This window comes from Planktothrix sp. FACHB-1365 (assembly GCF_014697575.1).
Classification (GTDB): Bacteria; Cyanobacteriota; Cyanobacteriia; order Cyanobacteriales; family Microcoleaceae; genus Planktothrix.
Window position 1 is genome coordinate 103,109 of the sequence record NZ_JACJSC010000009.1, and the last position, 23,641, is coordinate 126,749.

The 23,641-nt window shown below is 38.5% G+C and carries 24 protein-coding genes and 1 pseudogene; 15 read left to right on the forward strand and 10 right to left on the reverse strand.

Annotated elements, in window-relative coordinates; translation table 11 throughout:
* Window positions 1-35: 35 nt before the first annotated feature.
* Together H6G57_RS12955 and H6G57_RS12960 are read right to left on the reverse strand one after the other, a co-directional pair.
* Window positions 36-803 carry a DUF1350 family protein gene (locus H6G57_RS12955; RefSeq protein WP_190519270.1) on the reverse strand — a complete coding sequence of 256 codons (768 nt, stop codon included), beginning with the start codon at window positions 801-803 and terminating at the stop codon, window positions 36-38.
* A 112-nt stretch (window positions 804-915) separates the two neighbouring features.
* Window positions 916-1,506 (reverse strand): rhomboid family intramembrane serine protease, encoded by a 591-nt coding sequence (locus tag H6G57_RS12960; RefSeq protein WP_190519151.1) that lies wholly within the window; start codon window positions 1,504-1,506, stop codon window positions 916-918.
* A 113-nt stretch (window positions 1,507-1,619) separates the two neighbouring features.
* Here H6G57_RS12960 and H6G57_RS12965 point away from each other — a divergent pair, with 113 nt between their 5' ends.
* Entirely contained in the window at window positions 1,620-2,189 is a 570-nt protein-coding gene (locus H6G57_RS12965; RefSeq protein WP_190519153.1) for a hypothetical protein, read from the forward strand.
* Window positions 2,190-2,289: 100 nt separating this feature from the next.
* On the opposite strand, the gene H6G57_RS12970 is transcribed toward H6G57_RS12965, so the two are convergent.
* The gene (locus H6G57_RS12970; RefSeq protein WP_190519155.1) at window positions 2,290-2,535 is read right to left on the reverse strand and encodes a hypothetical protein; all 246 of its coding nucleotides are present in this window, start codon (window positions 2,533-2,535) and stop codon (window positions 2,290-2,292) included.
* Between the two features lie 320 nt (window positions 2,536-2,855).
* Here H6G57_RS12970 and H6G57_RS12975 point away from each other — a divergent pair, with 320 nt between their 5' ends.
* The gene (locus tag H6G57_RS12975; RefSeq protein WP_190519157.1) at window positions 2,856-3,395 is read left to right on the forward strand and encodes a hypothetical protein; all 540 of its coding nucleotides are present in this window, start codon (window positions 2,856-2,858) and stop codon (window positions 3,393-3,395) included.
* A gap of 26 nt (window positions 3,396-3,421) precedes the next feature.
* On the opposite strand, the gene H6G57_RS12980 is transcribed toward H6G57_RS12975, so the two are convergent.
* Complete coding sequence (locus H6G57_RS12980; RefSeq protein WP_190519159.1) at window positions 3,422-4,090, reverse strand: sigma-70 family RNA polymerase sigma factor; 669 nt, start codon at window positions 4,088-4,090, stop codon at window positions 3,422-3,424.
* Between the two features lie 142 nt (window positions 4,091-4,232).
* Here H6G57_RS12980 and H6G57_RS12985 point away from each other — a divergent pair, with 142 nt between their 5' ends.
* The 5 genes from H6G57_RS12985 (at window position 4,233) to H6G57_RS13005 (ending at window position 9,028) form a co-directional block, all read left to right on the forward strand.
* Complete coding sequence (locus H6G57_RS12985; RefSeq protein ID WP_190519161.1) at window positions 4,233-5,117, forward strand: ABC transporter permease; 885 nt, start codon at window positions 4,233-4,235, stop codon at window positions 5,115-5,117.
* An 8-nt stretch (window positions 5,118-5,125) separates the two neighbouring features.
* Window positions 5,126-5,998: an ABC transporter permease gene (locus H6G57_RS12990; RefSeq protein WP_190519163.1), complete on the forward strand. Its 873-nt coding sequence runs from the start codon at window positions 5,126-5,128 to the stop codon at window positions 5,996-5,998.
* A 119-nt stretch (window positions 5,999-6,117) separates the two neighbouring features.
* The gene (locus H6G57_RS12995) at window positions 6,118-7,197 is read left to right on the forward strand and encodes a PotD/PotF family extracellular solute-binding protein (RefSeq protein ID WP_190519165.1); all 1,080 of its coding nucleotides are present in this window, start codon (window positions 6,118-6,120) and stop codon (window positions 7,195-7,197) included.
* Between the two features lie 84 nt (window positions 7,198-7,281).
* Window positions 7,282-8,397: an ABC transporter ATP-binding protein gene (locus H6G57_RS13000; protein ID WP_190519167.1), complete on the forward strand. Its 1,116-nt coding sequence runs from the start codon at window positions 7,282-7,284 to the stop codon at window positions 8,395-8,397.
* 202 nt (window positions 8,398-8,599) lie between these two features.
* Entirely contained in the window at window positions 8,600-9,028 is a 429-nt protein-coding gene (locus H6G57_RS13005) for a hypothetical protein (protein ID WP_190519169.1), read from the forward strand.
* Window positions 9,029-9,059: 31 nt separating this feature from the next.
* On the opposite strand, the gene H6G57_RS13010 is transcribed toward H6G57_RS13005, so the two are convergent.
* Window positions 9,060-11,369, reverse strand: a complete 2,310-nt coding sequence (locus H6G57_RS13010; RefSeq protein WP_190519171.1) for a cation:proton antiporter — start codon at window positions 11,367-11,369, stop codon at window positions 9,060-9,062.
* 129 nt (window positions 11,370-11,498) lie between these two features.
* Between H6G57_RS13010 and H6G57_RS13015 the strand changes: the two genes are divergently transcribed.
* The 3 genes from H6G57_RS13015 (at window position 11,499) to H6G57_RS13025 (ending at window position 14,080) form a co-directional block, all read left to right on the forward strand.
* Window positions 11,499-12,368 (forward strand): M23 family metallopeptidase, encoded by an 870-nt coding sequence (locus H6G57_RS13015; RefSeq protein WP_190519172.1) that lies wholly within the window; start codon window positions 11,499-11,501, stop codon window positions 12,366-12,368.
* A gap of 299 nt (window positions 12,369-12,667) precedes the next feature.
* A complete protein-coding gene (locus H6G57_RS13020; protein ID WP_309235881.1) occupies window positions 12,668-13,438 on the forward strand; it encodes an RNA-guided endonuclease TnpB family protein in 771 nt (256 codons plus the stop codon).
* A gap of 51 nt (window positions 13,439-13,489) precedes the next feature.
* Window positions 13,490-14,080, forward strand: coding sequence for a late competence development ComFB family protein (locus tag H6G57_RS13025; RefSeq protein ID WP_190519173.1), 591 nt, complete (start codon window positions 13,490-13,492; stop codon window positions 14,078-14,080).
* Window positions 14,081-14,189: 109 nt separating this feature from the next.
* Here H6G57_RS13025 and psb29 read toward each other — a convergent pair whose 3' ends face one another.
* Window positions 14,190-14,876, reverse strand: a complete 687-nt coding sequence (psb29, locus tag H6G57_RS13030) for a photosystem II biogenesis protein Psp29 (RefSeq protein WP_190519174.1) — start codon at window positions 14,874-14,876, stop codon at window positions 14,190-14,192.
* Window positions 14,877-14,970: 94 nt separating this feature from the next.
* On the opposite strand from psb29, the gene H6G57_RS13035 reads away from it, so the two are divergent.
* Window positions 14,971-15,597, forward strand: a complete 627-nt coding sequence (locus H6G57_RS13035; RefSeq protein ID WP_190519175.1) for a chromophore lyase CpcT/CpeT — start codon at window positions 14,971-14,973, stop codon at window positions 15,595-15,597.
* A 246-nt stretch (window positions 15,598-15,843) separates the two neighbouring features.
* Here the strand turns inward: H6G57_RS13035 and H6G57_RS13040 are convergent.
* Window positions 15,844-16,203 (reverse strand): annotated as a pseudogene (locus tag H6G57_RS13040) (STAS domain-containing protein); the annotation flags it as partial.
* 59 nt (window positions 16,204-16,262) lie between these two features.
* A complete protein-coding gene (gene hemF, locus H6G57_RS13045; RefSeq protein WP_190519176.1) occupies window positions 16,263-17,306 on the reverse strand; it encodes an oxygen-dependent coproporphyrinogen oxidase in 1,044 nt (347 codons plus the stop codon).
* 301 nt (window positions 17,307-17,607) lie between these two features.
* Between hemF and H6G57_RS13050 the strand changes: the two genes are divergently transcribed.
* Entirely contained in the window at window positions 17,608-18,669 is a 1,062-nt protein-coding gene (locus H6G57_RS13050; RefSeq protein ID WP_190519177.1) for an Mrp/NBP35 family ATP-binding protein, read from the forward strand.
* Window positions 18,670-18,737: 68 nt separating this feature from the next.
* On the opposite strand, the gene H6G57_RS13055 is transcribed toward H6G57_RS13050, so the two are convergent.
* The gene (locus tag H6G57_RS13055; protein WP_242048968.1) at window positions 18,738-20,123 is read right to left on the reverse strand and encodes an NB-ARC domain-containing protein; all 1,386 of its coding nucleotides are present in this window, start codon (window positions 20,121-20,123) and stop codon (window positions 18,738-18,740) included.
* A 402-nt stretch (window positions 20,124-20,525) separates the two neighbouring features.
* On the opposite strand from H6G57_RS13055, the gene H6G57_RS13060 reads away from it, so the two are divergent.
* Window positions 20,526-21,935 (forward strand): pre-peptidase C-terminal domain-containing protein, encoded by a 1,410-nt coding sequence (locus tag H6G57_RS13060; RefSeq protein ID WP_190519180.1) that lies wholly within the window; start codon window positions 20,526-20,528, stop codon window positions 21,933-21,935.
* 176 nt (window positions 21,936-22,111) lie between these two features.
* Here H6G57_RS13060 and H6G57_RS13065 read toward each other — a convergent pair whose 3' ends face one another.
* Complete coding sequence (locus H6G57_RS13065; RefSeq protein WP_190519181.1) at window positions 22,112-22,750, reverse strand: transposase; 639 nt, start codon at window positions 22,748-22,750, stop codon at window positions 22,112-22,114.
* A gap of 296 nt (window positions 22,751-23,046) precedes the next feature.
* Between H6G57_RS13065 and ndhL the strand changes: the two genes are divergently transcribed.
* Both ndhL and H6G57_RS13075 read left to right on the forward strand, forming a co-directional pair.
* Entirely contained in the window at window positions 23,047-23,265 is a 219-nt protein-coding gene (ndhL, locus tag H6G57_RS13070; RefSeq protein WP_190519183.1) for an NAD(P)H-quinone oxidoreductase subunit L, read from the forward strand.
* A complete protein-coding gene (locus tag H6G57_RS13075) occupies window positions 23,265-23,570 on the forward strand; it encodes a DUF3007 family protein (RefSeq protein WP_190519184.1) in 306 nt (101 codons plus the stop codon). The genes ndhL and H6G57_RS13075 overlap by 1 nt, the downstream gene beginning before the upstream one ends.
* Window positions 23,571-23,641 lie beyond the last annotated feature (71 nt).

A 23,641-nucleotide genomic window follows, 5' to 3' on the forward strand; every position in this document is an offset into this window, starting at 1 on the left:
AGGGAATTAGGAAACTTTAGTTTCTGCGTCCCCATTTAAACAGACATTAAAGGATTTAACCAATACAAAATTTGTTTTTTGAGTTGATTCAAATCTTGATAAACCGCTTGTTTAATCCATTGACCAACAGCATCGAAGGGGGTAAAGGTTTCTCCTACTGACCAGCTAACATTTTGACCGAGGGGAGTTTGATGATCACCGTTGAGTTTTTGCAACGTTGTTAACCCTGGAAACCGTTGATCTAAAATTTGATGTAAGTTAGATGTTTGATCAATCGTATCTTTAGAAAACTTAATTAAAAGATTCCGTCGAATTTGATAGCGATCGCTAACTAAACGATTTGTTTCTTCAGGAGAAGGGGTAAATTCTACATCCATCACTTGAGAAATTTGTTCAACCAAAGGAATTGATTGACGAGCGGCATAATTATTAAATGAGATTAAAATATTACCGGATCTTTCTATGGGAAATAAAGAACCCATTAACAAATGTACTTTACATCCCATACTATGTCCTAATCCATAAATTGGTAACCCTCGCCGTTTTAAGAATTGCAGATCATATAAATCTTCTAACCCATCTTCAAATGTCCATAAAACTTCTTTAGCAATGGCAGTATGATCGAGGGTATTGACAAAAGGAGTCGCAACAATTGCATAACCTTGATGTGCTAATTCTTCTAATAAGCAACGATAGGTTAAATGGGGTGCTGTTGCCACAAATGCCCCTCCTAAAAAATGCAGTATTGCTTGAGGGCGAGGGGGAATTAAAACCCAATTTCCAGAAATTGAAAGCCAGTCCATGAACCCTTTTATATTATAATTTGTTTTAACCTCTGGAGCCATGATTCTGACTTTTTTACAGAGGGTTTTCAATGTATGTTACCTAATTTTTAGACTTTTGGGTTAATCTAAATTATGCTTTAGTTCGATGAGATTGAGCCAGCATTTGTGCAGCGAAGACACCGCCGATAAATCCAAATAAATGCCCTTGCCAAGAAATCCCATATTGTAAGGGTAAAATTCCCCAAACTAAGCCTCCATAGAGCCAACCTACCAGTAAGGATAACGCAATAGAAACGAAACTGCGTTCAAAAAATCCTCTTAATAGCAAAAATCCTAAATATCCAAAAATAACGCCACTGGCCCCAATATGAATGGTATAGGGAGAACCAAATAACCACACTCCTAAACCACTAACCATCATGGTTATAAATGTGACTACAAAAAAATCTTTAACACCCCGCAGCATGACAAACCAACCCAATGTAATTAAAGGTAAAGTATTAGCTGCTAAATGATGAAAATTCCCATGTAAAAAGGGAGCGAAAAAAATGCCTTCTAACCCTTGGAAACTATGGGGACGAATCCTTAAGCGATTTAATGTGCCTCTAAATACAAAAAAATCAATAATTTCAATAATCCACAGCAATGCCACAATTCCCCCTAAAATGAGGATATGGCTTTTGAGTTCCTGGGTGAGTGAGGTTTCGGTTTGATGAGACATAATGGTTCAGACTTTAAAGATCAGGGGTTTGGGTTAACTACAAAACTAGCTTTCGTGGTTTCGCATTCGGCTATTATCAATTATATGATAATCAAAAATCGAGTCAATTGCCCATGAAAGACGTTCTATTAGGAAAATATCTCAGCTTAAATCATTTTTGCACCTGTACAAATACTTATCAAAAATATTCAGATCAAATTAATCCTTATCCTAATTCTGAAGAATCTATTCAAGCTTTAAAAGCGTTAAATTATTATATTATTGATCCCGTTATTGATTATTATAGTTTGGCTAGATTTCAGCTTACCTATGGTTTTTGTTCCCATAATTTAAGAATTTATTTGGAGAAAAAAGATCCGATAACCGGATTAAAAAATGGTCGAGTTGCTCCTAACCTTGATCAACATATTGCCCATGAAGTTAAACAGAATGGAGAGTATTACTGTAAACGATTAGGAGCCGCTTGTGATTTTCTGATTTTAGAATTAGAGAGTGATCAATTAGTTGATTGGATTTTACAAAAACGGCTTCCCTTTGATTCTCTCTATTTTTATGGTAAAAATCGACCGATTCATATTAGTTATGGCCCCGAACAAAAACGAAGTATTTGGACATTTACCTCTACTGGTAAACCGACTCAAAAAGGAATTGAAGTTTGGGTTAAAATAGCAAAAGAGTTCTGATTCATCAGTTTCATTTAGGGAGGGGAATGGCTTAAAATGATCAACTTCTGATGTTGTTTTTAATTTCAGTCAACACCAGAAGTGATTTTGTTGAGTTAAATTAAACGGTTAATTGACATTGAGGACAATTGCATCCTGTAATAGCAATATTGCTGTGATCTGTCGTTTTCCAGGTTGAAGCTAAGGTAGCAGAAATTTGATTGAGGCTGATGTCTTTTTCAATACCCTGATTCAGGGAAATTTGAGGTGTTACAAAGGCAACTTTAGTACGAATGATGGGGATGAATTGAGCCATTAACTGATGAGTATGCCGTGAATTTAAAACGGGTTGTACGATTGCTAACATAGAGACAATCAGAACACTGAAGGTTAAGATAAAAATTGGGAATTTTCTGAGCAATTTCATAGCTAAAATGATCACAATATTGGGTTTTAACCTGTTACCTATTTGGGTGAATCGGATCAGGATGATGTACCCATTATAGAGCAAGTCTGAATTCAGTGTAAAAACTCATCAATACCAAAGGTGAGGGTTTGAACAACAGCAGATGTTCTGTAAAAGTTAAACAAAAACCAAATTACACCCTCAAATTGTTAATCTAGCTTAAACTGGATTAAATCAACTGATCCCAAAATTTGTAAATATTTATTAAAGGATGATCAATCATGAAAATTACTTTATCTCACTTGATGATTTGGCTCCTCGCTATCAGTGGAGCGTTCACCGCTTTATCTGCGATTACATTAGCAGGTGGCCCCCCTCCCGGTAAACCAGTACAACCACAAGCAGCACCTGCCACAACACCCTCTAATTCTAATTCTAATTCTAATTCTAATTCTAATTCTAATTCTTCTAATGCTGAAAAAAATAATATTCCCCCTCAATTTCCTTTACCCAGTGCAAGAGTTGGTGCAGTCAATGGAGTTGTCACCCTTAAATTAATTAATAATGCTAATGTACCCATTAAATATCAAGTGATTGGGGGAACTCGTGAAGAATGGTTAGTGCAAAATTCTACCATTCAAGTACAAGGTTCACCTCCGATTACGTTAACCTATCGCCGCCAAGATGGAGGTTTATTACTTGTTCAACCCAAGCAAACTTCCCCTGGAGTTTTAGAAGTTCAATTCCGAGTGACCAATGATTTCAATATTGATACGAGATCTCTCAATATTACGGAAACAGGAAGTGTATTTTTGAATTAATTTCGATTCGCATTTTTCCTGCCAATTTAAGGCTTTAATATTTGTTGATCGGGATTTTGCTCTAACTGAGAAGCTAAACTCTTTTCATTAAGATAAATTTCCCGAATATCAGTGGGTAAATTTTCCTCTAATGTGCGATAAGCTCCATTCAATAGTTCTTTAACTTCATTCGGAGAAACAGACTCTCCCTCGGCTTGTAAGTAAGCTGAAATTCGAGTTTCACTCCAATGAAAAGTTTGCGCCATGACGAGAATTAACCTTAATAAAGGTTCCATTCGATCTAATACTAATCCCACATAACACCACAGAGGAGGGGGTGCTGCGGATAAAGAATATTGAATTGATTCTACAGGGGGTAACTCGGCTTGATTAATACAAACTGCGGTAACATTAATTAACCAGTTTTGTAGCGTGGTTCCCCCGTCTGTATTCTCTTGTTCCCTTAAATTTAAAGGACGCATTTCATAAAAAATATGCCGCCAGGTTTGAGAAAATAAATAATCGGCTTGTACAGGAGATCGTACCGAATGACGAATTAATGTATAGACAATTAAACCATAGCGGCAGAAAATAGCAACAAAGTATTTCCCCTGATCAGGATAATTCTGAAACAGAGTTAACAATTCCTGGTCTTTGTGATGAAATAGAGATTTGACCAGGGGATGATTTGATTCAGGTAAGTGAAGCGTTTGCACGGCAACTCACAGCGAATTTTAGCTGGATAGTGTTTTCCCGTTGCATGATAGCTGATTTTGGATCAGAAATCAACTCTTGAACCTTAATTTATTCTTGGCTGACCTCCTCATCCTTTGACTCTAATATTCTTAATTTTGATTTATGGCTTTCTTACTGCAAAAACCATCTCATTCAACCCTAGAAACCCGAAAAACAAAAAACTTATTGCTCTTATTACTTCCTCCTACAATTTGGTTACTTGTTTTTTTTATTATTCCTCTGGTGATTGTCTTTATTTATAGTTTTTTACAACGAGGAACTTATGGCGGAGTCACTTGGGAATTTACCTGGAGCAATTATCAAAGGTTAGCCAATGATTTATACCTAAATATTTTTTGGCGTTCCCTCGGACTAGCAGCATTAACAACTTTAATTTGCTTAATCATTGGTTATCCCTTAGCCTTTTTTATTGCTACTGCTTCTCCCCGTTGGCGAAATCTCCTTTTGTTTTTAGTGATTATTCCCTTCTGGACAAATTTCCTAGTGAGAACCTATGCTTGGATTATTATTTTGCGTTCTGAAGGTCTGATTAATACCGTTCTTCAAAGTTTAAATTTAATCCAAGAACCTTTAAACTTACTGTTTACTCCCTTTGCTGTTATTATAGGTCTAATTTATGGTTATTTACCCTTTATGATTCTACCCCTCTATGCAACGATTGAACGATTAAACTTTTCTTTAGTTGAAGCAGCCCAAGATTTAGGTGCAAACGATATTAGAACATTTTTGAGAATTATTTTACCCTTAACTTATCCTGGAATTATTGCCGGATCTATTTTGGTTTTTATTCCGGCTTTAGGTGCATTTATTACCCCCGATATTCTCGGAGGGGCAAAAACAGTTATGGTGGGTAATTTAATTCAAAATCAATTTTTACAAGCTCGTCATTGGCCTTTTGGGTCAGCCTTATCAATGGGATTAATGATTTTAGTCTTAATTCCGGTCATGATTTATTTTCGTAGTTCTAATTCAGAAAATTCTCTTTAATAAATATAATGAAAACCGCAACTCTTGAGACTTTTATTCATGCTTGGGGAAGACGAGGATTAGCCCTACAAGCCACCTTTGCTCTCACGTTTCTTTACTTACCCATTTTAATCTTAATTATTTATTCCTTTAATGCTTCTCGGTTTAATGCCAATTGGACAGGATTTACCTTAAAATGGTATCAAAAATTATTCAGTGGCTTAACAGAAAGTACCGCCGATATTTCTACTCAAAGTCTCTGGATTTCTCTGCAAAATAGCTTGATAATTGCTATTATTTCTACGGTAATTGCCTCTATTCTAGGAACAATGATGGCATTAGCTTTAGAACGCTTTCGGTTTCCCGGCTCTAAACTATTAGAAGCCTTATTACTGTTACCCATTATTATTCCTGAAATCACATTAGGAGTATCTTTATTAGTCTTTTTTACGTTAGTTTTTAGAATCCTAGAAAATCTGACTGGAATTCGCTTAACATTAGGCTTACCTTCCGTTATAATTAGCCATGCAACCTTTAGTATTGCCTTTATTACTATTACTGTGAGAGCGCGTTTAGCTGACTTAGATCCGGCTTTAGAAGAAGCTGCTTTAGATTTAGGAGCTAATGAATGGAAAACCTTTTGGAGAGTTACCTTCCCTTTGATTTTTCCGGCTATTTTAAGCGGTGCATTATTAGCCTTTACCTTATCATTAGATGATTTTGTTGTCACCTTTTTTACAACAGGAGTTGGCGCAACAACTTTACCTTTATTTGTTTATGGCATGATTAAATTGTCCATCACGCCAGTTATTAATGCGATTTCAACGTTGATGTTATTGGCTTCTCTTTTCTTAGTCATCTCATCTTTAAAATTGCAAGATCAAGTCAGTGTTAAACATTAACAACACTCAATCCTAATTAAAATTTAAAAAATCTTGTTTTTAAACCCCATTTAGTTTACAATTATAAGATGATCTTTGCTTATAAGTTTATACATCACAACCCTATCTGTTTTCCCAATATGAAACGAATTTTAACCTTAATTTTACTCTTCTGTTTAGGCGTATTTTTGCCCTTTGGATGTACACAAAATCAATCTAATACCCCTCCAAGTCCCACTACTGCAAATGTACTCAATCTTTATAACTGGTCAACCTATATTGACCCGGAAGTTCTGAAAGCTTTTGAACAAAAATATCAAGTCAAAATTAATTATGATAATTATGATAGTGCGGAAAGCCTTTACGCTAAATTAAAAGCGGGAAACCCCGGTTATGATGTAGCCTTCCCACCTGATTATATGGTTAAAATTATGATTAATGAACAGATGTTAGAAGAATTAGAGAGTGCTAATATTTCTAATCTTAAAAATATTGAACCTAAATTTTTAAATCCTCCCTATGACCCCGGTAATAAATATAGTATTCCCTATCAATGGGTGACTTTAGGAATAGGATATAATCTGAAAAAAACAGGAGAAGAAATTAACAGTTGGTCAGCCTTAGTCGATCCCAAATATCAAGGAAAAGTCAGTTTATTAGATGATATGCGTCATACAATGGGGGCTGTTCTAATGTATTTAGGTTATAGTCCTAATACGAAAAACCCGGAAGAAATCCAAAAGGCGCGAGATTTCTTGATTCAAAATAAAGATAATATTGCTGCATTTGTACCCGATACAGGTCAACAATTGTTAAATCAAGGAGAAGTGAGTTTAACAATGGAATATAGTGGTGATATTTTTCAAGTCATGGCAGAAAATCCAGATTTACGTTATGTAATTCCCCAAGAAGGGAGTATTATTGGGATGGATAATATGGTGATTCCCAAAGGTGCACCCAATAAAAAACTTGCTGAAACCTTTATTAACTTTGTTTTAGAACCTGAAAATAGTGCAAAAATTTCTAACTTTATTGATTTTGCTTCCCCCAACAAAATTGCGATTGATCAAAAATTAATTGAAGCAGAAAACTTAAAAAATCCTGGTATTTATCCCCCTCCAGCAATTTTTGATAAACTTCAATATCTTCAAGATGTCGGAGAAGCGACCCAATTCTATGATCAAGCTTGGACAGAAGTTAAAGTCGGTGTGGGAAAATAAAAGATGGTTGATTATTGACTCTTTTGGTGCGTGCGAGAAGCTCTTACGCACCCTACAACTGCTCCCCTTCTCTTCTTTTTTTCTATGAATCTTGCTGTGGAATTATTGAATGTTTCTAAATTATTTAAAGGATTAAATAGCAAAGAATTCTTAGCTGTTAATCAAGTTAATTTAGAAATCAAAACCGGAGAATTTTTCTCCTTGTTAGGGCCATCAGGCTGTGGAAAAACCACAACATTAAGAATGATTGCTGGATTTGAAATTCCAACTTCTGGGGAAATTTTAATTCATCAAGAACCGATGAAAAATCGTCCTCCCTTTCATCGTCCAGTCAATACTGTTTTTCAAAATTATGCGTTATTTCCCCATTTAACCATCGCGGAAAATGTAGCTTTTGGACTGGAAATGGAAAATGTATCTCGTCCTCAAATTAAGAGTCGAGTCGCAGACGCATTATCTTTAGTTAAATTAACCGATTTTCAAACTCGTTATCCCCGTCAGCTTTCCGGTGGACAACAGCAACGGGTGGCGTTAGCAAGAGCATTAGTTAAACAGCCTAAAGTGTTATTATTTGATGAACCTTTGGGTGCTTTAGACTTAAAACTGCGAAAAGAAATGCAGTTAGAACTCAAAAAAATGCAGAAACAATTAGGGATTACTTTTGTTTATGTTACCCATGATCAAGAAGAAGCATTAACCCTGTCCGACCGCATTGGAGTGATGAATCATGGAGAATTATTACAAGTCGGAACCCCCCTGGAAATTTATGAATATCCTAAAACTAAATTTGTAGCTGATTTTATTGGAGAAACTAACGTTTTAACGGGACGAGTTACCCAAATTCAAGGACAAGAAATCACAGTTTTAGTCGATGAAAAACTCCTTCTTCATCTGACAACCTCTCAACCCGTTATTGAAGGACAAATTATTAATTTAGTGATTCGTCCTGAAAAAATAACTCTCTATCCTAATCCTTGTCAAAATCAGACAAATGATCCCCATATTGAAACCTGGAAAGGAATCCTTGAAGAATCAATTTATTTAGGAACGGATACCCGCTATAATGTCCGTTTAACTGATAAAATAGTCATCATGATTCGCATTCAAAATTGCCATCAAGATGATTTACAACGCTTTACAATCGGTCAACAGGTTAATGTAGCCCTTCCGCCCAATAGTATTCGGATAATTGAATATTAAATTAAAATAGAATGGTATTCTCAATACTGAAGAGTCAATTTTTTATAAAAAAACGCCCATAATTAACACAATGGGCGCTCAATCCGGGTGCAATGCTATCAATTTATATTATAATATTCTAAACTGATTAGAGGAATATAAAATCCCAGTCTTTAACAAAAATTTACAATAATCTCTTCTAAAATTCTCAATTTTTATCTCCATGACTCCAACATTAATCGGACGTTGGCAAACTCGTCTATTTTTGTTTGCAACCATTGGTGTTTTAGTAACCTTAGCTTTTTTTATACTCCAAATCGGTGATCAACCCCGATCAATTTATTTTTGGATTTTAGGATATATTACCTGTTTTGGATTTTTGTGGGATATTCTCTATATCAAGCTTCAACAATTTCGCTGGGATCGAGATTGGCCAGGAGCTTTTCAACTCTTAGCCGGGATTGGGGAAGCGTTATTTTTAGTAACCTTGATCAAAATGATCGGTTTACCGGGTATTTCTCCCTCAAAATTTAACTTAGGATTATTTATTTTTCACTACAGTTGTGTTTGGATTGCTATTTTTATCACCTCTCAAAGTCTAATCAGAATTTTATTCCCCCAATGGCGTTTTCGGGGAGGACAATGGTTTTAAGTCAACAGCCAATCGTTAACTGTAAACACCCTTAATTTTTAATGGTTAAATCCTCCTGGGTTTCTTTTAATATTTTCAAAGGGGGAATATTAACAGGAATTACTTCTCGTCTAGCTTGGTTTAAATCATGAAAACTACCACATAGTAATAAGCGATCGCCGACTTGCAAATCTAAATTCCGACTCGGCCAGCGATAAAATTTATCTTCTCGACGTAACGCTTGAACTTGTACCCTAAAACGATTTGCTAAGTCTAATTTAGATAAAGGTTTACCAATTACGGGGCTATTTTCAGGAATATTTAACCATTGACAAGAAATACTTTCTGCGGGAATTGTCACCTCCCCTTTTGCCAATTGATCTAACGTTTCTAACGCTGCCGTTTCCCCCACAACTAATAATTTATCATCCTTTTCCAAGCGAGTTTGACCATCAGGATAATCAATTTCTTCCCCCGTCAAACGGCGAATTGCCATCACACTAATTCCCGTCATCGGACGAATATTACTTTCTTCTAAAGTCATTCCTGTTAAGGGAGAAGTCGAGGGTAAGGTATACCATTTACTATTCATTTCTTGAGTGGCGTGCTGTAAATCCCGTGCCACTTCTTGAGGAGATTGTTTAGGACGAAAATCCGAATACTGATGTTGACGAATTTCTTGCATTTCCTGTTTAATTTTATTTTCGGGTAAACCCATTCTTGTTAATAAATGAGTGGATAATTCTAAACTCGCTTCAAACTCAGGTTGTACGACTTCTTTCGCACCCAATTGATACAAAAGCTCAATATCTTTATCCCGATCAGCAATCACAATTACATCTAAATTTGGTGAAAATTCTAAGGATCGTTTTAAGCATAATCGGGTACTCATCGGATCAGAAAGCGCGATCGCCATTGAGGTTGCCCGATCCACTCCTGCGGTTTCTAAAACGTGCAAACTCGCCGCATTTCCATATAAATAAGGAATGTTATTTTTTCTCAATTCTTGTAGGGCTTGTTCTGATTGATCAATCACAACAACTGAATAATTATGACTTTGTAATAGCCTGACTAAATTTTTCCCGACTCGTCCATATCCACACACAATAATATGGTTTTGTTGAGGTAATTCTTCAGAAATTTTCTTAATTTTCTGACTTTTTTCTAAAACACTCGACAAATCCCATTTTTCTTCTAACCAGTCTAATAATTTTGGTGCAAATTGCAAAATAAAAGGGGTAATAATTAATGTCAGGGCTGTGGTTCCCACAATTAATAAATAAATGCGTCGAGAAACTAAACCTAATCCTTGTCCTGCACTGGCTAAAACAAAGGAAAATTCTCCAATTTGAGCTAATCCTAATCCTGTAATAATTGACGTTCTCCAAGAATAGCCAAATAGTTTAACAATCGGAATAATAATCAAAGTTTTTCCGACTACAATCAACACCATCAATCCGATAATTAATTCTAAATGTTGCCAAAGAAATACCGGATCAATTAACATTCCCACCGCCACAAAAAATAAAGCTGCAAAAATATCTCGAATCGGTTCCACATAGGTTAAAGTTTGATCTGCATATTCCACTTCAGAAATCATTAACCCCGCAACAAAGGCTCCCATTTCAATGGAAAAGCCCAAATGTTCTGTTAACAGTGCAATTCCTAAACATAACGCCACAACCCCTAATAAAAAGAGTTCTCGACTTTCGGTTTGGGCTAAAAATCGTAACAGCCGAGGAATCACCCAAATCCCCGCAATAATAGCCCCTAAAGCAAATAATCCAATTAATAAAAGCGAGCGTCCTACGGCTTCAAAAATCACATTACCTTGGGGTTGATTTAAAGCAGGTAACACCGCCAACATTAACCCTAATGCTAAATCCTGTACTACCAGAATTCCCAGCATCACCTGACCTTGAGGCGTTGCCATTTCATTGCGTTCCATCAAACATTTGAGGACAACCGCCGTTGAAGACAAAGATAAAATTGCCCCTAAAAAGATGCCTTGAATCGGAGAAGTATCCCAACCCAAAACTCCCATAGCTAGGGCGGTAATTAATATTGTAAAAACAATTTGTAACCCCCCTCCTCCTAAACTAATTCCTTGAACTTTCTTTAATTCGGCAAAGGAAAATTCTACCCCCAAGGCAAAGAGAAGAAACGCGACTCCAAATTGAGCCAGGGTTTCCACCTGAACTAATTCTTTAATCACCCCTAATCCACTAGGGCCAACAATCATTCCCCCAATCAAATAACCCAGAATTGCGGGTTGTCGGAGTAAAGATGCTAACAGTCCTCCAATCGTCGCCGCCGCAAGGACAAGAACTAAATCTACAATTAAGCGAAAATCTTCTGGCACGGTTTATCTTAGACTAAGTGATTTAATGTAACGTTCTGTTACTTATTCTAAGGATACAAAAATTGTCAACATTCCGACATCAGCCCTAAAATTTTACAGGGATGACCCATCAATATTGGAGAGAGCAAGATGAGACTGAAAGTGCGTCGGGGGATCAAGTCGTTAATGTTAAGCCTAATCACGGTTGCAGTCGTTCTGGCCCTTCCAGGATTCGCGGCCCAGGTACGAGTGAATCCCTCCTCTCCTGAGTTGGGAAATACCCTGTCTGTGGTCTTGGAGTCTGCTGGTTCACCGAACCCACCCACGGTGAGTTGGCAGGGGAAAACCTATCCCATGTTTGCCATTGGCCCGAACCGAATGCGGGCTTTATTACCCACCACGCCTTTAGATCAGCCGGGAACCAAATCCCTACAAGTTAATGATGGAACACAGGTACAGAATTTAACCGTACAACTACGCGATCGCGATTTTCCCACCCAATCAATTTGGCTACCCCCGGATAAAGAAGAGCTTCAGGGAACCGATCACGAATTTGATCGGGTGGATGCGTTTAAGGCCCTTGTCACCCCGGAAAAATACTGGAAAGGGCCTTTTTTACGACCGAATTCCGGTGAAATTACCACGATTTATGGGGTACGTCGTTATTACAATGGGGATTTTGCTGAGGACTATTATCATCGAGGGGTAGATTATGCGGGAGCCATGGGTTCCCCAGTGATTGCCCCGGCTGCTGGACGAATCGCCCTGGTGGGACGGGAATCAGAAGGATTTCAGATTCATGGCAATGTGATTGGTTTGGATCATGGTCAAGGGGTGGGGAGTATTTTGATGCACCTCAGCCGGATTGATGTCAAAGAGGGGGATTTTGTCCAAGCGGGTCAAGTGATTGGGGCGGTGGGCTCATCCGGGGCTTCTACAGGGCCTCATCTCCATTGGGGACTTTATGTACAGGGTCAATCTGTTGATCCGGTTCCCTGGCGTTATACAGCGATTGATTGAATTTGTATTTTCCCGGAGTCATCCTGTTAATTCCCATCCCCTTGCCAATGGTATGCTAGAAGAAGTAGCCATAGTCTGAATATGATATTCTTAGCGAATATTAAAAAAACAAAACCCTAGATTATGGCTCGGTTCAACCTAATTCCCGGAGTATGTTAATTTCTATTTTTAGGGAATATTTAGCTTCTTCCGCAACGAGTGCCCCACGTCTGACCCGTTAGGGCAGCGTGGGATGAATTGCGGTCAGGGACTAGAATGTTCAATAATTGGTTATAATTAAAAAAAGGAGGTGATTTAAAGTGCTGAAGGCAACAAAGGTTAGACTGTACCCAACACCCGAACAAGAATTAGCAATTGACGTTAAACAGTCGGGAAATAAGATTATTGGAATTGATCTCGGTTTAAAAGATTTTGCAATTGCCCATGATGGAAAAACTGTTACTAAATATGCTAACCCCAAACATTTAAACTGTCAGCAGAAAAATCTAGCCCGAAAACAGAAAAAACTCTCTCGAAAAACTAAATGTAGTAAATCGAGAGAGAAATTCAGAAAACTTATCGCTAAGGTTCATGATAAAATAGCCAACTCCCGCCAAGATTTCTTGCATAAGTTATCAAGAAAATTGGTCAACGAAAGTCATGTGATTGTCGTTGAAAATCTCAACGTCAAGGGGATGGTTAAAAACCGGAAGCTATCAAAAGCAATATCTGATGTGGGATGGGGAAAATGTGTCAATTTTATTGACTATAAGTTGAAACAAAAAGGTGGTGAACTTATAGAAATTGATTGGTTTTTCCCCAGTTCCAAAACCTGTTCGAGTTGCGGTCATATCCTAAGTGAGTTATCTCTTGATGTTAGAGAATGGGATTGTCCAAATTGCCATACTCACCATGACCGCGATGAAAACGCTGCACTGAACATCAGAACAGAAGGAATCAGGATATTAACTGAAGGCGGAGGGAACCCCGTCTTTGCCGATGGAGGCTGTGTAAGACCGGATAACCACAAGGTGAAAGGGCATCGGTCTGTGAATTCGGAAGCCTACACCGACCCGATTAGGGCGGTGTAGGTAGTTCACGCCAGAGCAGTTAAACATAATGATGCGAAGTGTAAAAGCATTATGAGTATTGAAAAGATTGTTGAGCAAGCATTGCAAGATGGTTATCTAACCCCCTCGATGGAGGCAGAGGTTGGACGAATTTGTAATACCGCCTCAGAACTGTCTATTGAAGAATATATGGCTCTGGATCGGTTGATGGGAGCCTTGTTAACGGGTGAAGTCGTCGTTTTACCTCGGAAACAATTTATTAATGTCATGGAGGAATTAGTCCTGAGTGAAGCGATCGCTCGGGTTGCAGAAATTGAAGAAAATAGTGAGCAAAGCTTAGATGTGGGGGATATTGCTGCCTATGCGTTAAATCGTCTTCCTCCCCTCTATGCCACAACGGAAGAAGGTGCCCAATATCAACGCTCAAGAGCCAAAGAAGAACTCCAAGTGCTGATTGCCAATCAGGTTAAAGAAGCGATTGAGCGTAACTTAAACCGTGCGGCTCAAAATCAAACGGTTCTCGGTAAATCGACAGGGGATGCCGTATTATCTCAAGTCAGTTCCCTATTACAGACCTATGCCCAAAACTATGACCCGACCTCTAACATAACCTCTAAACCGATTAACACCTCGTCAGTTCATGAAATCGGTCAGGATTATTGAGTTGGGGATAGGTTCAGATCAATCAGGGTTGCGGATGGACAACTTTGATTAACCTGAACCTCTCATAACTCCTGATTGAGAGATGTTAATGGGGAACTTTTGGCTGCGTTTAATTTAAGCCAACCGCTTCATTAGCTCGTTGTTCCCGTTTCTTCCGTTCGGCTTGGGTCATTTCTTCAATCATGATGCGGGCTTGCGCCACTTTTTCAAGATTGCTGCGATAGAGATCTAAATCCTTGATCAGTTTATCTTGAGGCAAGTGTAACGCTTCAGCCAGTTGAGTTAAGATTTGTTCTCCTGTAGCTTTGTCATGAATTCCATGGGGATCAGCCACCTCTAACAAGGTAAATAAACCAATGGCATACAAACGACTGTATTTCCATTTGGGGTTAGTTGCGACGCTTCGGAAATATCCTAGCAACTCAGTCTCCGCAACTTGATCAGGAGAAGCCTTTAAATTAACAATTAAATCTTTAACCGATAGAGTTTTGGCTAATTCTGTTAAGTGTTGAGCATCACCCCGATATTTTTGCGGGTCATCTTGTTCTGCTTTGATCAGCGCATTAAAAATCGAGTCTTGATCGGATGATGGTTGATACCCTTGCATAAAGCGATCAAAAGCTGTTACAACACCCAACGCATAAATGGGGTCATAGCTAAAGTCAACATTGACCGAGAGCAAGTGCATTTCCACCATCAACTCCTCGACCACACGACGATAGATGGAATTGATCGGGCGAGTGTGTAGACTATAAAAAGTACGCTTTGTATCTGAAACCGTGCGGATGTTGTTCACAAGCCAATCTTAAAAGGGACTAAATACTATTTTAATTTTTTTGGGTTCAGGATTTTGAATCCTAGCAATTAAACAATCACAACGGAAACAACCAATGGTAATATCCCCTGAACTCAGAGCTTTAGCGGAATATATGGCGGGAGAGTTTAATAATCAAGCCCAAGCCTTGGCTGACCCGGTTTGGTATGTCCATTTACACCTCTGGCATCGTCCAGTTCCCCTGAATCTATTTTCCGAACCCAGCTTGATCCTCTTTGCTGAACAAGCTAATATTGTTAACCTGAATCAACCCTATCGTCCTCGGTTTATTCAGTTACGCCCCTCCCTTAATCCTGAGTTCCCTTTAGAGGCTCAATATTATATGCCTCAAAATATTTCTCAGGTGCAAGGTGCTGGACAAGATCCAGAACGGTTACAACATCTTACCCCAGAGGATTTAAAACTTTTGCCCGGTTGTACCTTAAATATTACTTATCAAGTCTTAAGCCCTAATCATTATCGATTCAAAGCCATACCTCCAAAAGACCAAATCTGTTGCTTTAGTTATCAAAACAAAACCTATCAAGTTGAATTGGGTTTTGAAGCCACCCCCGATGAATTTTTCAGTTATGACAAAGGAATTGACCCTAGCACTGGAAAACCATTGTGGGGCGCGATGTTAGGGCCATTTCAATTCCAAAAACAATCTTGTTTTGCCTCGTTACTGCCTAATGACCTTTAATCTCAACCTAAACTGAAAATTTGTTCAGATTAGGCTTCTGCTGAGAGACGTACAGAAGTACGCCTCTTGTTTTGACAGAAAGCCAAGTCGGGTTAGCGTGCCGTGATCTGATTTCCACTGGCTCTTTTCAGGGGGCGACAAGAGAGATAGAAAGATTACTGGATAAGCTTGCTATTTTTCTGTGGGTTTATGGGTCTCTAACCCTCCCCGGCCCTGTCTGGGTTGGGGGCGATTGTCCCCCCCTGAACTTTCTCTTACCCCACCTTCAAGGGCTTCATCTTCCGTCTCAAAAATTTCAAAGACAGAATCCATCATGGTCACCTCAAATACCAGTTTGGCTTCTGGATGAACATTACAAATTCGGAAGCTACCCTTCACTTTGTCAGCATCTCGCATTCCAGCAACCAGTGAAGTCAGACCCGAACTATCAATAAAGTTCACTTGACCTAGATTTACTACGACATGGCGACTCAATTTAGATATACATTCCTGCAACTTGAGGCGGAATTGCCAAGCTGTTGTGATGTCTAGGCGCCCTGTTGGTGCTAAGACAATGACCTTTGTACCATCCTGGGTCGTATGTTCTTTTTGATCGATATGAATCACTGACCGTCCCCTCGGAATTTTTGATATTGCGTTGGTTGCTTATCTGACAGTAGTTTAACTTAGACCTGTGAGTTGGGAGCAGTCCAGTTCGCCCAATCTTGAGGCTTCAAGAATGTCTCATACAGTTCTGCTTCTGGGGTTCCAGGTTCTGGCTGATAGCCATATTCCCATCGTACCAAAGGCGGTAAAGACATGAGAATGGACTCGGTGCGACCATTGGTTTGTAATCCAAAAATCGTTCCTCGATCATAAACCAAGTTGAATTCCACATATCGACCTCGCCGATATAATTGGAACTGTCGTTCTCGATCTCCGTATTCATGAGAACGCCGCCGTTCTACAATCGGCCCATAAGCAGGTAGAAAAACTTGTCCACAGTCTTGAATAAAACTGAACAAAGATTCCCAATCTCTCGAATCTGGGGTTCCCACTTCATTACTATACAAGGCTGCTGTTCCTTTCGGATCAGGGCCTTTATAAAGTTGACTTTGGGGATCTTGATAGTCAAAAAAGATGCCCCCTATCCCTCGCGTTTCTTGGCGATGTTTCAAATAGAAATATTCATCACACCAACGTTTGAATACAGGATAATACTCTTGATGGTGGCGATCGCAAGCTTGTTTTAAGGTTTGATGAAAATGGTGAGCATCTTCAGCAAAGGGATAATAGGGCGTTAAATCAGCACCGCCTCCAAACCACCACACAGGCCCCGCTTCAAAATAGCGATAATTAAGGTGTACCGTTGGAATATAGGGATTGCGGGGATGCAGTACCATTGAGGTTCCTGTGGCATAAAATCCCTGTCCGGCTGCCTCTGGGCGTTGTGCCAGAATCGAAGGAGGCAATGTTTCGCCCCAAACTTCGGAGAAATTCACTCCCCCTTGTTCAAACACATCCCCATCGCTGATTACACGAGTCCGACCGCCACCGCCTTCTGGACGATCCCAAGCGTCCTCTCTAAATTTGCCAAGGCCATCGAGTTTTTCTAAGCCTTGACAAATTTCATCCTGGATTTGTTTCATAAACTCACTGACACGGGTTTTGGAGTCAGTCGGAGGGGTCAACTGGGGCGTAGTAATTTCCGATACCTGAGAAGCTGTCATAATTTTTTTTTAACCTATCTGGTTTGGCGAACCATTTGTTTTAATCTCGCCAAGCGTTATGATCATGTCTATATTGTGTCCCTGGAGTCAAGTGGCTAATGGCTGCTTCTGTCCTAAAATCCTGAGACTGTAAATCTTCTTTACTTTAATTTGAAGTTAGCTTAAGCCTTTTTAAGACTTATTATCAAAATATGAAGAGCCGTTAAATTGCCGAATTCTTGAATAATAGACGTGGGATAGACTCTCTACTCCCGACAATAGCCATTTATTCATCGCTTAAACTGGAAACACCTGATTCAATATGCTTGATTTCAACACAGTCTTAGAGGTGTTACGACCTGTACAAGACCCTGAACTCCAAAAGAGTTTGGTGGAATTAAACATGATTCGTAACCTGAAAATCCAAGGGGGTGAGGTTAGCTTTACCTTAGTTCTGACCACGCCTGCTTGTCCCCTACGGGAATTTATCGTTGAAGATTGCCAAAAAGCGGTTAAACAGCTACCTGGGGTAGAAACGGTTATTGTTGATGTCACCGCCGAAACGCCTCAACAAAAAGCTTTACCTGACCGTCAAGGAATTCCAGGGGTTAAAAATATTCTAGCCATTTCCAGTGGCAAAGGAGGCGTCGGAAAAAGTACCGTTGCGGTTAATGTCGCCGTTGCCTTAGCTCAAATGGGAGCTAAAGTTGGGTTAATTGATGCGGATATTTATGGCCCGAATGATCCCACCATGTTAGGGTTAGCGGATGCTCAAGTCATGGTGCAGCAAAGTCCCCAAGGAGAAGTCCTAGAACCTGCATTTAATCATGGGGTAAAGTTGGTTTCGATGGCATTCCTCATCGATAAAGATCAACCTGTGATTTGGCGTGGCCCGATGTTAAATGGGATTATTCGTCAATTTCTCTATCAAGTAAATTGGGGTGAATTAGATTATCTTTTGGTGGATATGCCACCCGGAACTGGAGATGCTCAACTGACTCTCGCCCAAGCCGTCCCCATGTCGGGGGTCGTGATCGTTACAACGCCTCAGTTAGTTTCCCTCCTTGACTCCCGCAAAGGCTTAAAAATGTTCCAACAGTTGGGCGTTTCGGTGTTGGGAATTGTGGAAAATATGAGTTATTTTATCCCCCCTGATGCCCCGGATAAAAAATACGATATTTTTGGTTCTGGGGGAGGCGAAAAAACCGCTCACGAGCTTGGTGTTCCCTTACTGGGTGCTATTCCTTTAGAAATGCCTGTGCGAGAAGGAGGAGACGCAGGAATTCCCATTGTAATTTCTGATCCTAACTCAGCTTCGGCTTTAGAATTAACTGCGATCGCCCAACGCATCGCCGGAAAAGTCTCGGTTTTCGCTTTAACTTAGGGGTGTTGACTGTTGACGGGTACGGGCGGGGATACCCCGCCCCTACATTTTGGGATAATTTTAATATTTTAATCACCGCCAGATAGAATATAGTTTTGCATCACAGAATCAACTGTAAAAACTATCTCATTGTCTAAATTGTGTTTTTCAATTAATCCTCGTCTTTCTAAGGAAAGCAGCACTTTAAACAGTTGATTTTGAGCTTCAGAAAATTGTTCTAATAATTGTGATAGTAGAAGAGGTTGAGGGTGGGAAGACAGAAATGTGATCGCCTGTTTTTCTAATTCCGATAATCGCTGATACTGTTGTTGTAAAATTTGGCTTAATTCATCTCCTAAACATACGGGTTGATAACTGATATATTGGCTGAGTTTACCTCCAAATAATTGCTGAATTAAATAATTAACCAATTTTAAATAAAGGGGATTTCCTCGAAATAAATAAATTAATTCTGGGTAATTTTCTTCATCCTGTAATCCTTGATTTCTCAACAGTTCCGTTGCTTTTTCTCCTAAACCTGTTAAGGAAAATAATTGAGTTAAACTATTCTCTCCACTTAAAGTAACGACTTCTAAAGGTGGTTCCCAACTATTGAATAGTAAACAACTATTATGGGTTAATTCTCCGATGAGTTTAAACAGTTTACTATAGTTTTGATATTCAGGTTTATAATGACCAGCCAGTTGACCTTCTTTAAATAGACACTGAACATCATCTAAGATAATTAAACAACGGCGATCGCGTAAATATCCTAATAAAGTTGCTAATTGACCATCCAGATCATCAGGAAAATTTAATTTGGTTTGATTAGATAAAAATTGAATCAACTCTTTTAAGGTTATTTCTAAACAGGAAAAGCTACGAAGACTGCGCCAAATAATATAATCAAATTCTGTTTTGATCAGTTCAATGAGATGACGGGCGATCGCACTTTTTCCCATTCCCCTTATTCCTAAAATACCAATCGTTCGACATTGTTTTTCTAGGATTAATTGTTTTAGAGTATTGAGTTCAGACGTGCGATCGTAAAATGTTTTTAATTCGGGTGCATCTCTTAAATCAATTTGCGGTTTTATGATAGAATATTGTTGATTTTCCGTTGCTGTTGGTGGGGCGTTTTGTTTCGCTTCTGGAGGTTTTGTTGAGTCTCCACAAAAACTAATCTTTCCGATTTTCACATCATTACAAAAGTAAGAATGACTACTATTATTTAATTGAATTCTTCCTAATGTAGAGCGTAGATTCGATTTATTAACAACTTCTCCAACTTCCTCTGAGATCACCTGCCATAATTCCGATGCAGTTTTTCTCACATGAGGTTCAGTACAGTTGTATTGGTTAGCAATATCGTTGTATTTTTGGCTATCCCACACCCCCATTAAAATTGCTTCTTGCACACTACTCAAATGTTTTCCAGTTTTTTCAAATACTACTTGGTCAACCCATGTAAGCATTTCATCAAAGTCCATCTGACTTAAATATTACAAATGATTGAGAATTATCCCACATTTTCCAATTTTTTGCAACTCTTTCCTACAAAATCCTACTCATTTTAAATTTTACTCCGAATAAATCTTAACAGATATCCTACAAATTACTACATTTTGCGCCTTTCTAAAATCATAAAGATGCTCAATAATAATGCAGTGAAATATTTATTGGTAGTCATTGATTTTCTGGGAACGTATGAACTTTATGAACTTTATGAATCAATCAAAAGTGAACTTTGAACAAAAATAGGTGAACTTTATGGATTTACTGGTTCATCTCCTTAAGACTACGATAAGACTGCGTTAACTCAATTCTTGTCTAATCTCAATCAAAGGGCTATTAAAAAATTAGGAGAACGTGAAATTATGGTATTGATTCCAAATTCAGCTTTAGGTGCTATTGTCGGTGATGACTCTTCAGAATTTATCTCGTTAATACCAGGACAATTAGCAGGTTTCCCTCAAGGGGTATTAGTTTTAGGGGGTAATGATACCGTACAAGGTGCAGTCGATAACGAACTGATTAATGGGAACCAAGGTTTTGATCAAATTTTTGGGGGCGGTGGTAATGATAACCTATTTGGAGGACAAGAAGATGATCTTCTTGATGGCGGTGTAGGAGATGATATTCTGTTTGGTAATTTAGGGGCGGATATTATTACTGGTGGAGATGGGAATGATAATCTATTTGGTGGTAAAGATAATGATAATTTGTCAGGTGATTTAGGTAACGATATCCTCTCTGGAGATTTCGGGATTGATGCTTTAACAGGAGGTGGAGGAAGCGATATTTTTGTATTAGGAATTGGGGGTGGGGGTGCGGATGTAATTACTGATTTTCAAGATAGTGCTGATTTAATGCAATTACCCGCAGGATTTACCTTTAGTAATCTTCGAGTTACAACATCAGGTAATCAAACGGTTATTGCTTTAGCAACCACAGGTGAAGAATTAGTCCGATTAAATGGTATTCAACCTTCTGTAATTACCAGTGCTGATTTTGTCGGAGGTTCGCCAACTCCAACACCCCAAGGAGAGCCAGGTAGTAATATTGCTACAGCCCTTGATTTAGGAGTGCTTCCTGATCTACTTAGTTATAGTCAGTTTGTCGGAAAAGATGATCCCAATGATTTTTATCGTTTTACCCTCCAGAATAACAGTGATTTTAGTCTGGGTTTGGGGGGCGTGAGTAATTCGACTGAAGTTGCTCTTATTAAGGATTTTAACAACAATAATCAGATTAATAGTGTAGATGGAGATGTTTTAAATGATGATTATGGATACTCTGGTGATGATACAGAAATTAACCGAGCATTAGAAGCAGGTACTTATTATATTTCAGTTTATAATGATTCATCAGCAGGAACTAACTATGATTTAAGGTTGGAAGTCACTTCAAAACCAGCAACAACTCCATCCAACCCAGGAAATACATTAAATACAGCTTTAGACTTGGGTAGCTTGAGTTCAAGTATAAGCTTTACAGACTTTATTGGTAAAACTGATCAAGAAGATATTTATCGCTTCACTCTTAATCGCAATAGTAATGTTGAAGTGATTGTTGGTGGTGTAAGCCAAGGAATCATTCTTTATCTTATTAAAGATGATAACAACAATGGCCAGATTAATAGTGTAGATGGAGATATTTTAGATTCTGATTCTGGTAACGTATCAGAAATTACCCAAGCATTAGAAGCAGGTACTTATTACGTTCGAGTTTTTTCAGATGGTGAGGGAACTAACTATGATCTTCGAGTGAATGTTTCACCTGGTTAATTTATCGAAGGTTGGGTGGGTGACAATAAAAAAGATGAGGATCTTAATCGAAAGTTGAGTAATAATCATGTCCGGTGTAGGGGCGAGGCGCGCCTCGCCCCTACCGGGAATTGAGGATCAGCAATAGTTTTATAAAAGATTAAAACCCCATCAATATAATTCGGGATGATCAAAATTTAAAAGGGAAGATCAATCAGTAATTCACTTTTAATTTTATTTAAAGGCGGATGTTCTGGATCATCTTCCCAACGTAAGGGATTTTCAATAATGTATTTTCTAATTGCATTTAAAGCGGTTTCATCTCTGATAATTTCTTCATAATAATCTCGTTGCCAAATTAATCCTTGACCGGAATTATTACAAATTCTATTAATAGATTTAGACACGAAAGATTTATACCAACTAACAACAGCACCCAAGGATTTTGGAGCAGTACCATGAGGTTTTTGTGTTAATTTTGAAGATATTTCTTGTTCTGATAATGACGTTTTGTGTAGGGGTGAGGCGCGCCTCACCCCTACGGGGGATTGAGGATCGGCAATGATTTCATTAAAGATTAAAATCCCATGAATATGATTCGGCATGATGATAAAATAGTCTAATTCAACATGAGAGAATTTTTCAGCAATTTGTTGCCAGGTATTAAAAGCGATCGCGCCTAAAGAATTAAATCGCATTTCCCTTTGAACAATATCTCCAAATAAACATTGTTTTTCTTTCGTGCAAATTGTAACAAAATATCCCCCAGGTTGAGTATAATCGTATCCTTTTAAACGAATAGAACGCCGATGATGAATTTGTGGATTATAGGGCATATTTTTTTGATGATAAAAATAGATAATCTACATTCGAGGTTGAAGTTGAAAGTATTCACATCCGTAGGGGCGAGGCGCGCCTCGCCCCTACACCGGAAGATTGAGGATAATCAAATTTACTATAATTAAATAGATTACCCCCTGAACTCAAATATAGTCATATTGGAGACGGGTCGGGGGAGAGGTTACACCCGTTTTGGGAGAAAATCAAATAGTCCTATCCCTATTCCCTCCAGTGGGTGCTATAGTTTAAAATTGTCTAACGTTAGCTGCTGTTTATTGTTCAATCTGGGATTATGCTACTGATTACCCTATTACTCTACGCCGCCTTAGCTGGTGCTTATTTGTTAGTGCTTCCGGCTGCTTTATATGCCTATATGAATGCTCGTTGGTATGTAGCCAGTTCCTTTGAACGAGGATTTATGTACTTTTTAGTCTTCTTCTTTTTCCCTGGATTAATTCTTCTCGCTCCTTTTATAAATTTACGTCCTCAACCCCGAAAAATTGCCAGCTAATGCGACGAATTGATGTCATTGTCATTACAATTCTTGTCTTTTTGAGCGGTGGATTGATTTACCTAATCTTCCAAGGGATAGGGTTTGATAGCGCCGATGCTGGAATCTGGAGTCAAGCGGTTTTAGTTGGCGGTTTAGTCATTTGGTTACTAACTTATTTATTTCGAGTTGGTACTCATAAGATGACCTATAACCAACAACTTAAAAACTATGAAGATGCGGTATTACAAAAACGACTGGAAGAAATGACTCCAGAAGAACTTGCTCAACTCCAAGCTGAAGTTGAAGAAGAGAAAAAGAGTTAAGTCTTTTATTTTTCTCTCCTTCAATGGATCTGAAATTATTGGATAATTAATTAGTTTATTTGAGTTTAATT

Bases quoted from the DNA above. Each gene is read 5' to 3' on its own strand.
- H6G57_RS12955 (WP_190519270.1), bottom strand. From the start codon at position 803: ATGGACTGGCTTTCAATTTCTGGAAATTGGGTTTTAATTCCCCCTCGC.
- H6G57_RS12960 (WP_190519151.1), bottom strand. From the start codon at position 1,506: ATGTCTCATCAAACCGAAACCTCACTCACCCAGGAACTCAAAAGCCAT.
- H6G57_RS12965 (WP_190519153.1), top strand. From the start codon at position 1,620: ATGAAAGACGTTCTATTAGGAAAATATCTCAGCTTAAATCATTTTTGC.
- H6G57_RS12970 (WP_190519155.1), bottom strand. From the start codon at position 2,535: ATGTTAGCAATCGTACAACCCGTTTTAAATTCACGGCATACTCATCAG.
- H6G57_RS12975 (WP_190519157.1), top strand. From the start codon at position 2,856: ATGAAAATTACTTTATCTCACTTGATGATTTGGCTCCTCGCTATCAGT.
- H6G57_RS12985 (WP_190519161.1), top strand. From the start codon at position 4,233: ATGGCTTTCTTACTGCAAAAACCATCTCATTCAACCCTAGAAACCCGA.
- H6G57_RS12990 (WP_190519163.1), top strand. From the start codon at position 5,126: ATGAAAACCGCAACTCTTGAGACTTTTATTCATGCTTGGGGAAGACGA.
- H6G57_RS12995 (WP_190519165.1), top strand. From the start codon at position 6,118: ATGAAACGAATTTTAACCTTAATTTTACTCTTCTGTTTAGGCGTATTT.
- H6G57_RS13000 (WP_190519167.1), top strand. From the start codon at position 7,282: ATGAATCTTGCTGTGGAATTATTGAATGTTTCTAAATTATTTAAAGGA.
- H6G57_RS13005 (WP_190519169.1), top strand. From the start codon at position 8,600: ATGACTCCAACATTAATCGGACGTTGGCAAACTCGTCTATTTTTGTTT.
- H6G57_RS13015 (WP_190519172.1), top strand. From the start codon at position 11,499: ATGAGACTGAAAGTGCGTCGGGGGATCAAGTCGTTAATGTTAAGCCTA.
- H6G57_RS13025 (WP_190519173.1), top strand. From the start codon at position 13,490: ATGAGTATTGAAAAGATTGTTGAGCAAGCATTGCAAGATGGTTATCTA.
- H6G57_RS13035 (WP_190519175.1), top strand. From the start codon at position 14,971: ATGGTAATATCCCCTGAACTCAGAGCTTTAGCGGAATATATGGCGGGA.
- hemF (WP_190519176.1), bottom strand. From the start codon at position 17,306: ATGACAGCTTCTCAGGTATCGGAAATTACTACGCCCCAGTTGACCCCT.
- H6G57_RS13050 (WP_190519177.1), top strand. From the start codon at position 17,608: ATGCTTGATTTCAACACAGTCTTAGAGGTGTTACGACCTGTACAAGAC.
- H6G57_RS13055 (WP_242048968.1), bottom strand. From the start codon at position 20,123: ATGCTTACATGGGTTGACCAAGTAGTATTTGAAAAAACTGGAAAACAT.
- H6G57_RS13060 (WP_190519180.1), top strand. From the start codon at position 20,526: ATGGTATTGATTCCAAATTCAGCTTTAGGTGCTATTGTCGGTGATGAC.
- H6G57_RS13065 (WP_190519181.1), bottom strand. From the start codon at position 22,750: ATGCCCTATAATCCACAAATTCATCATCGGCGTTCTATTCGTTTAAAA.
- ndhL (WP_190519183.1), top strand. From the start codon at position 23,047: ATGCTACTGATTACCCTATTACTCTACGCCGCCTTAGCTGGTGCTTAT.
- H6G57_RS13075 (WP_190519184.1), top strand. From the start codon at position 23,265: ATGCGACGAATTGATGTCATTGTCATTACAATTCTTGTCTTTTTGAGC.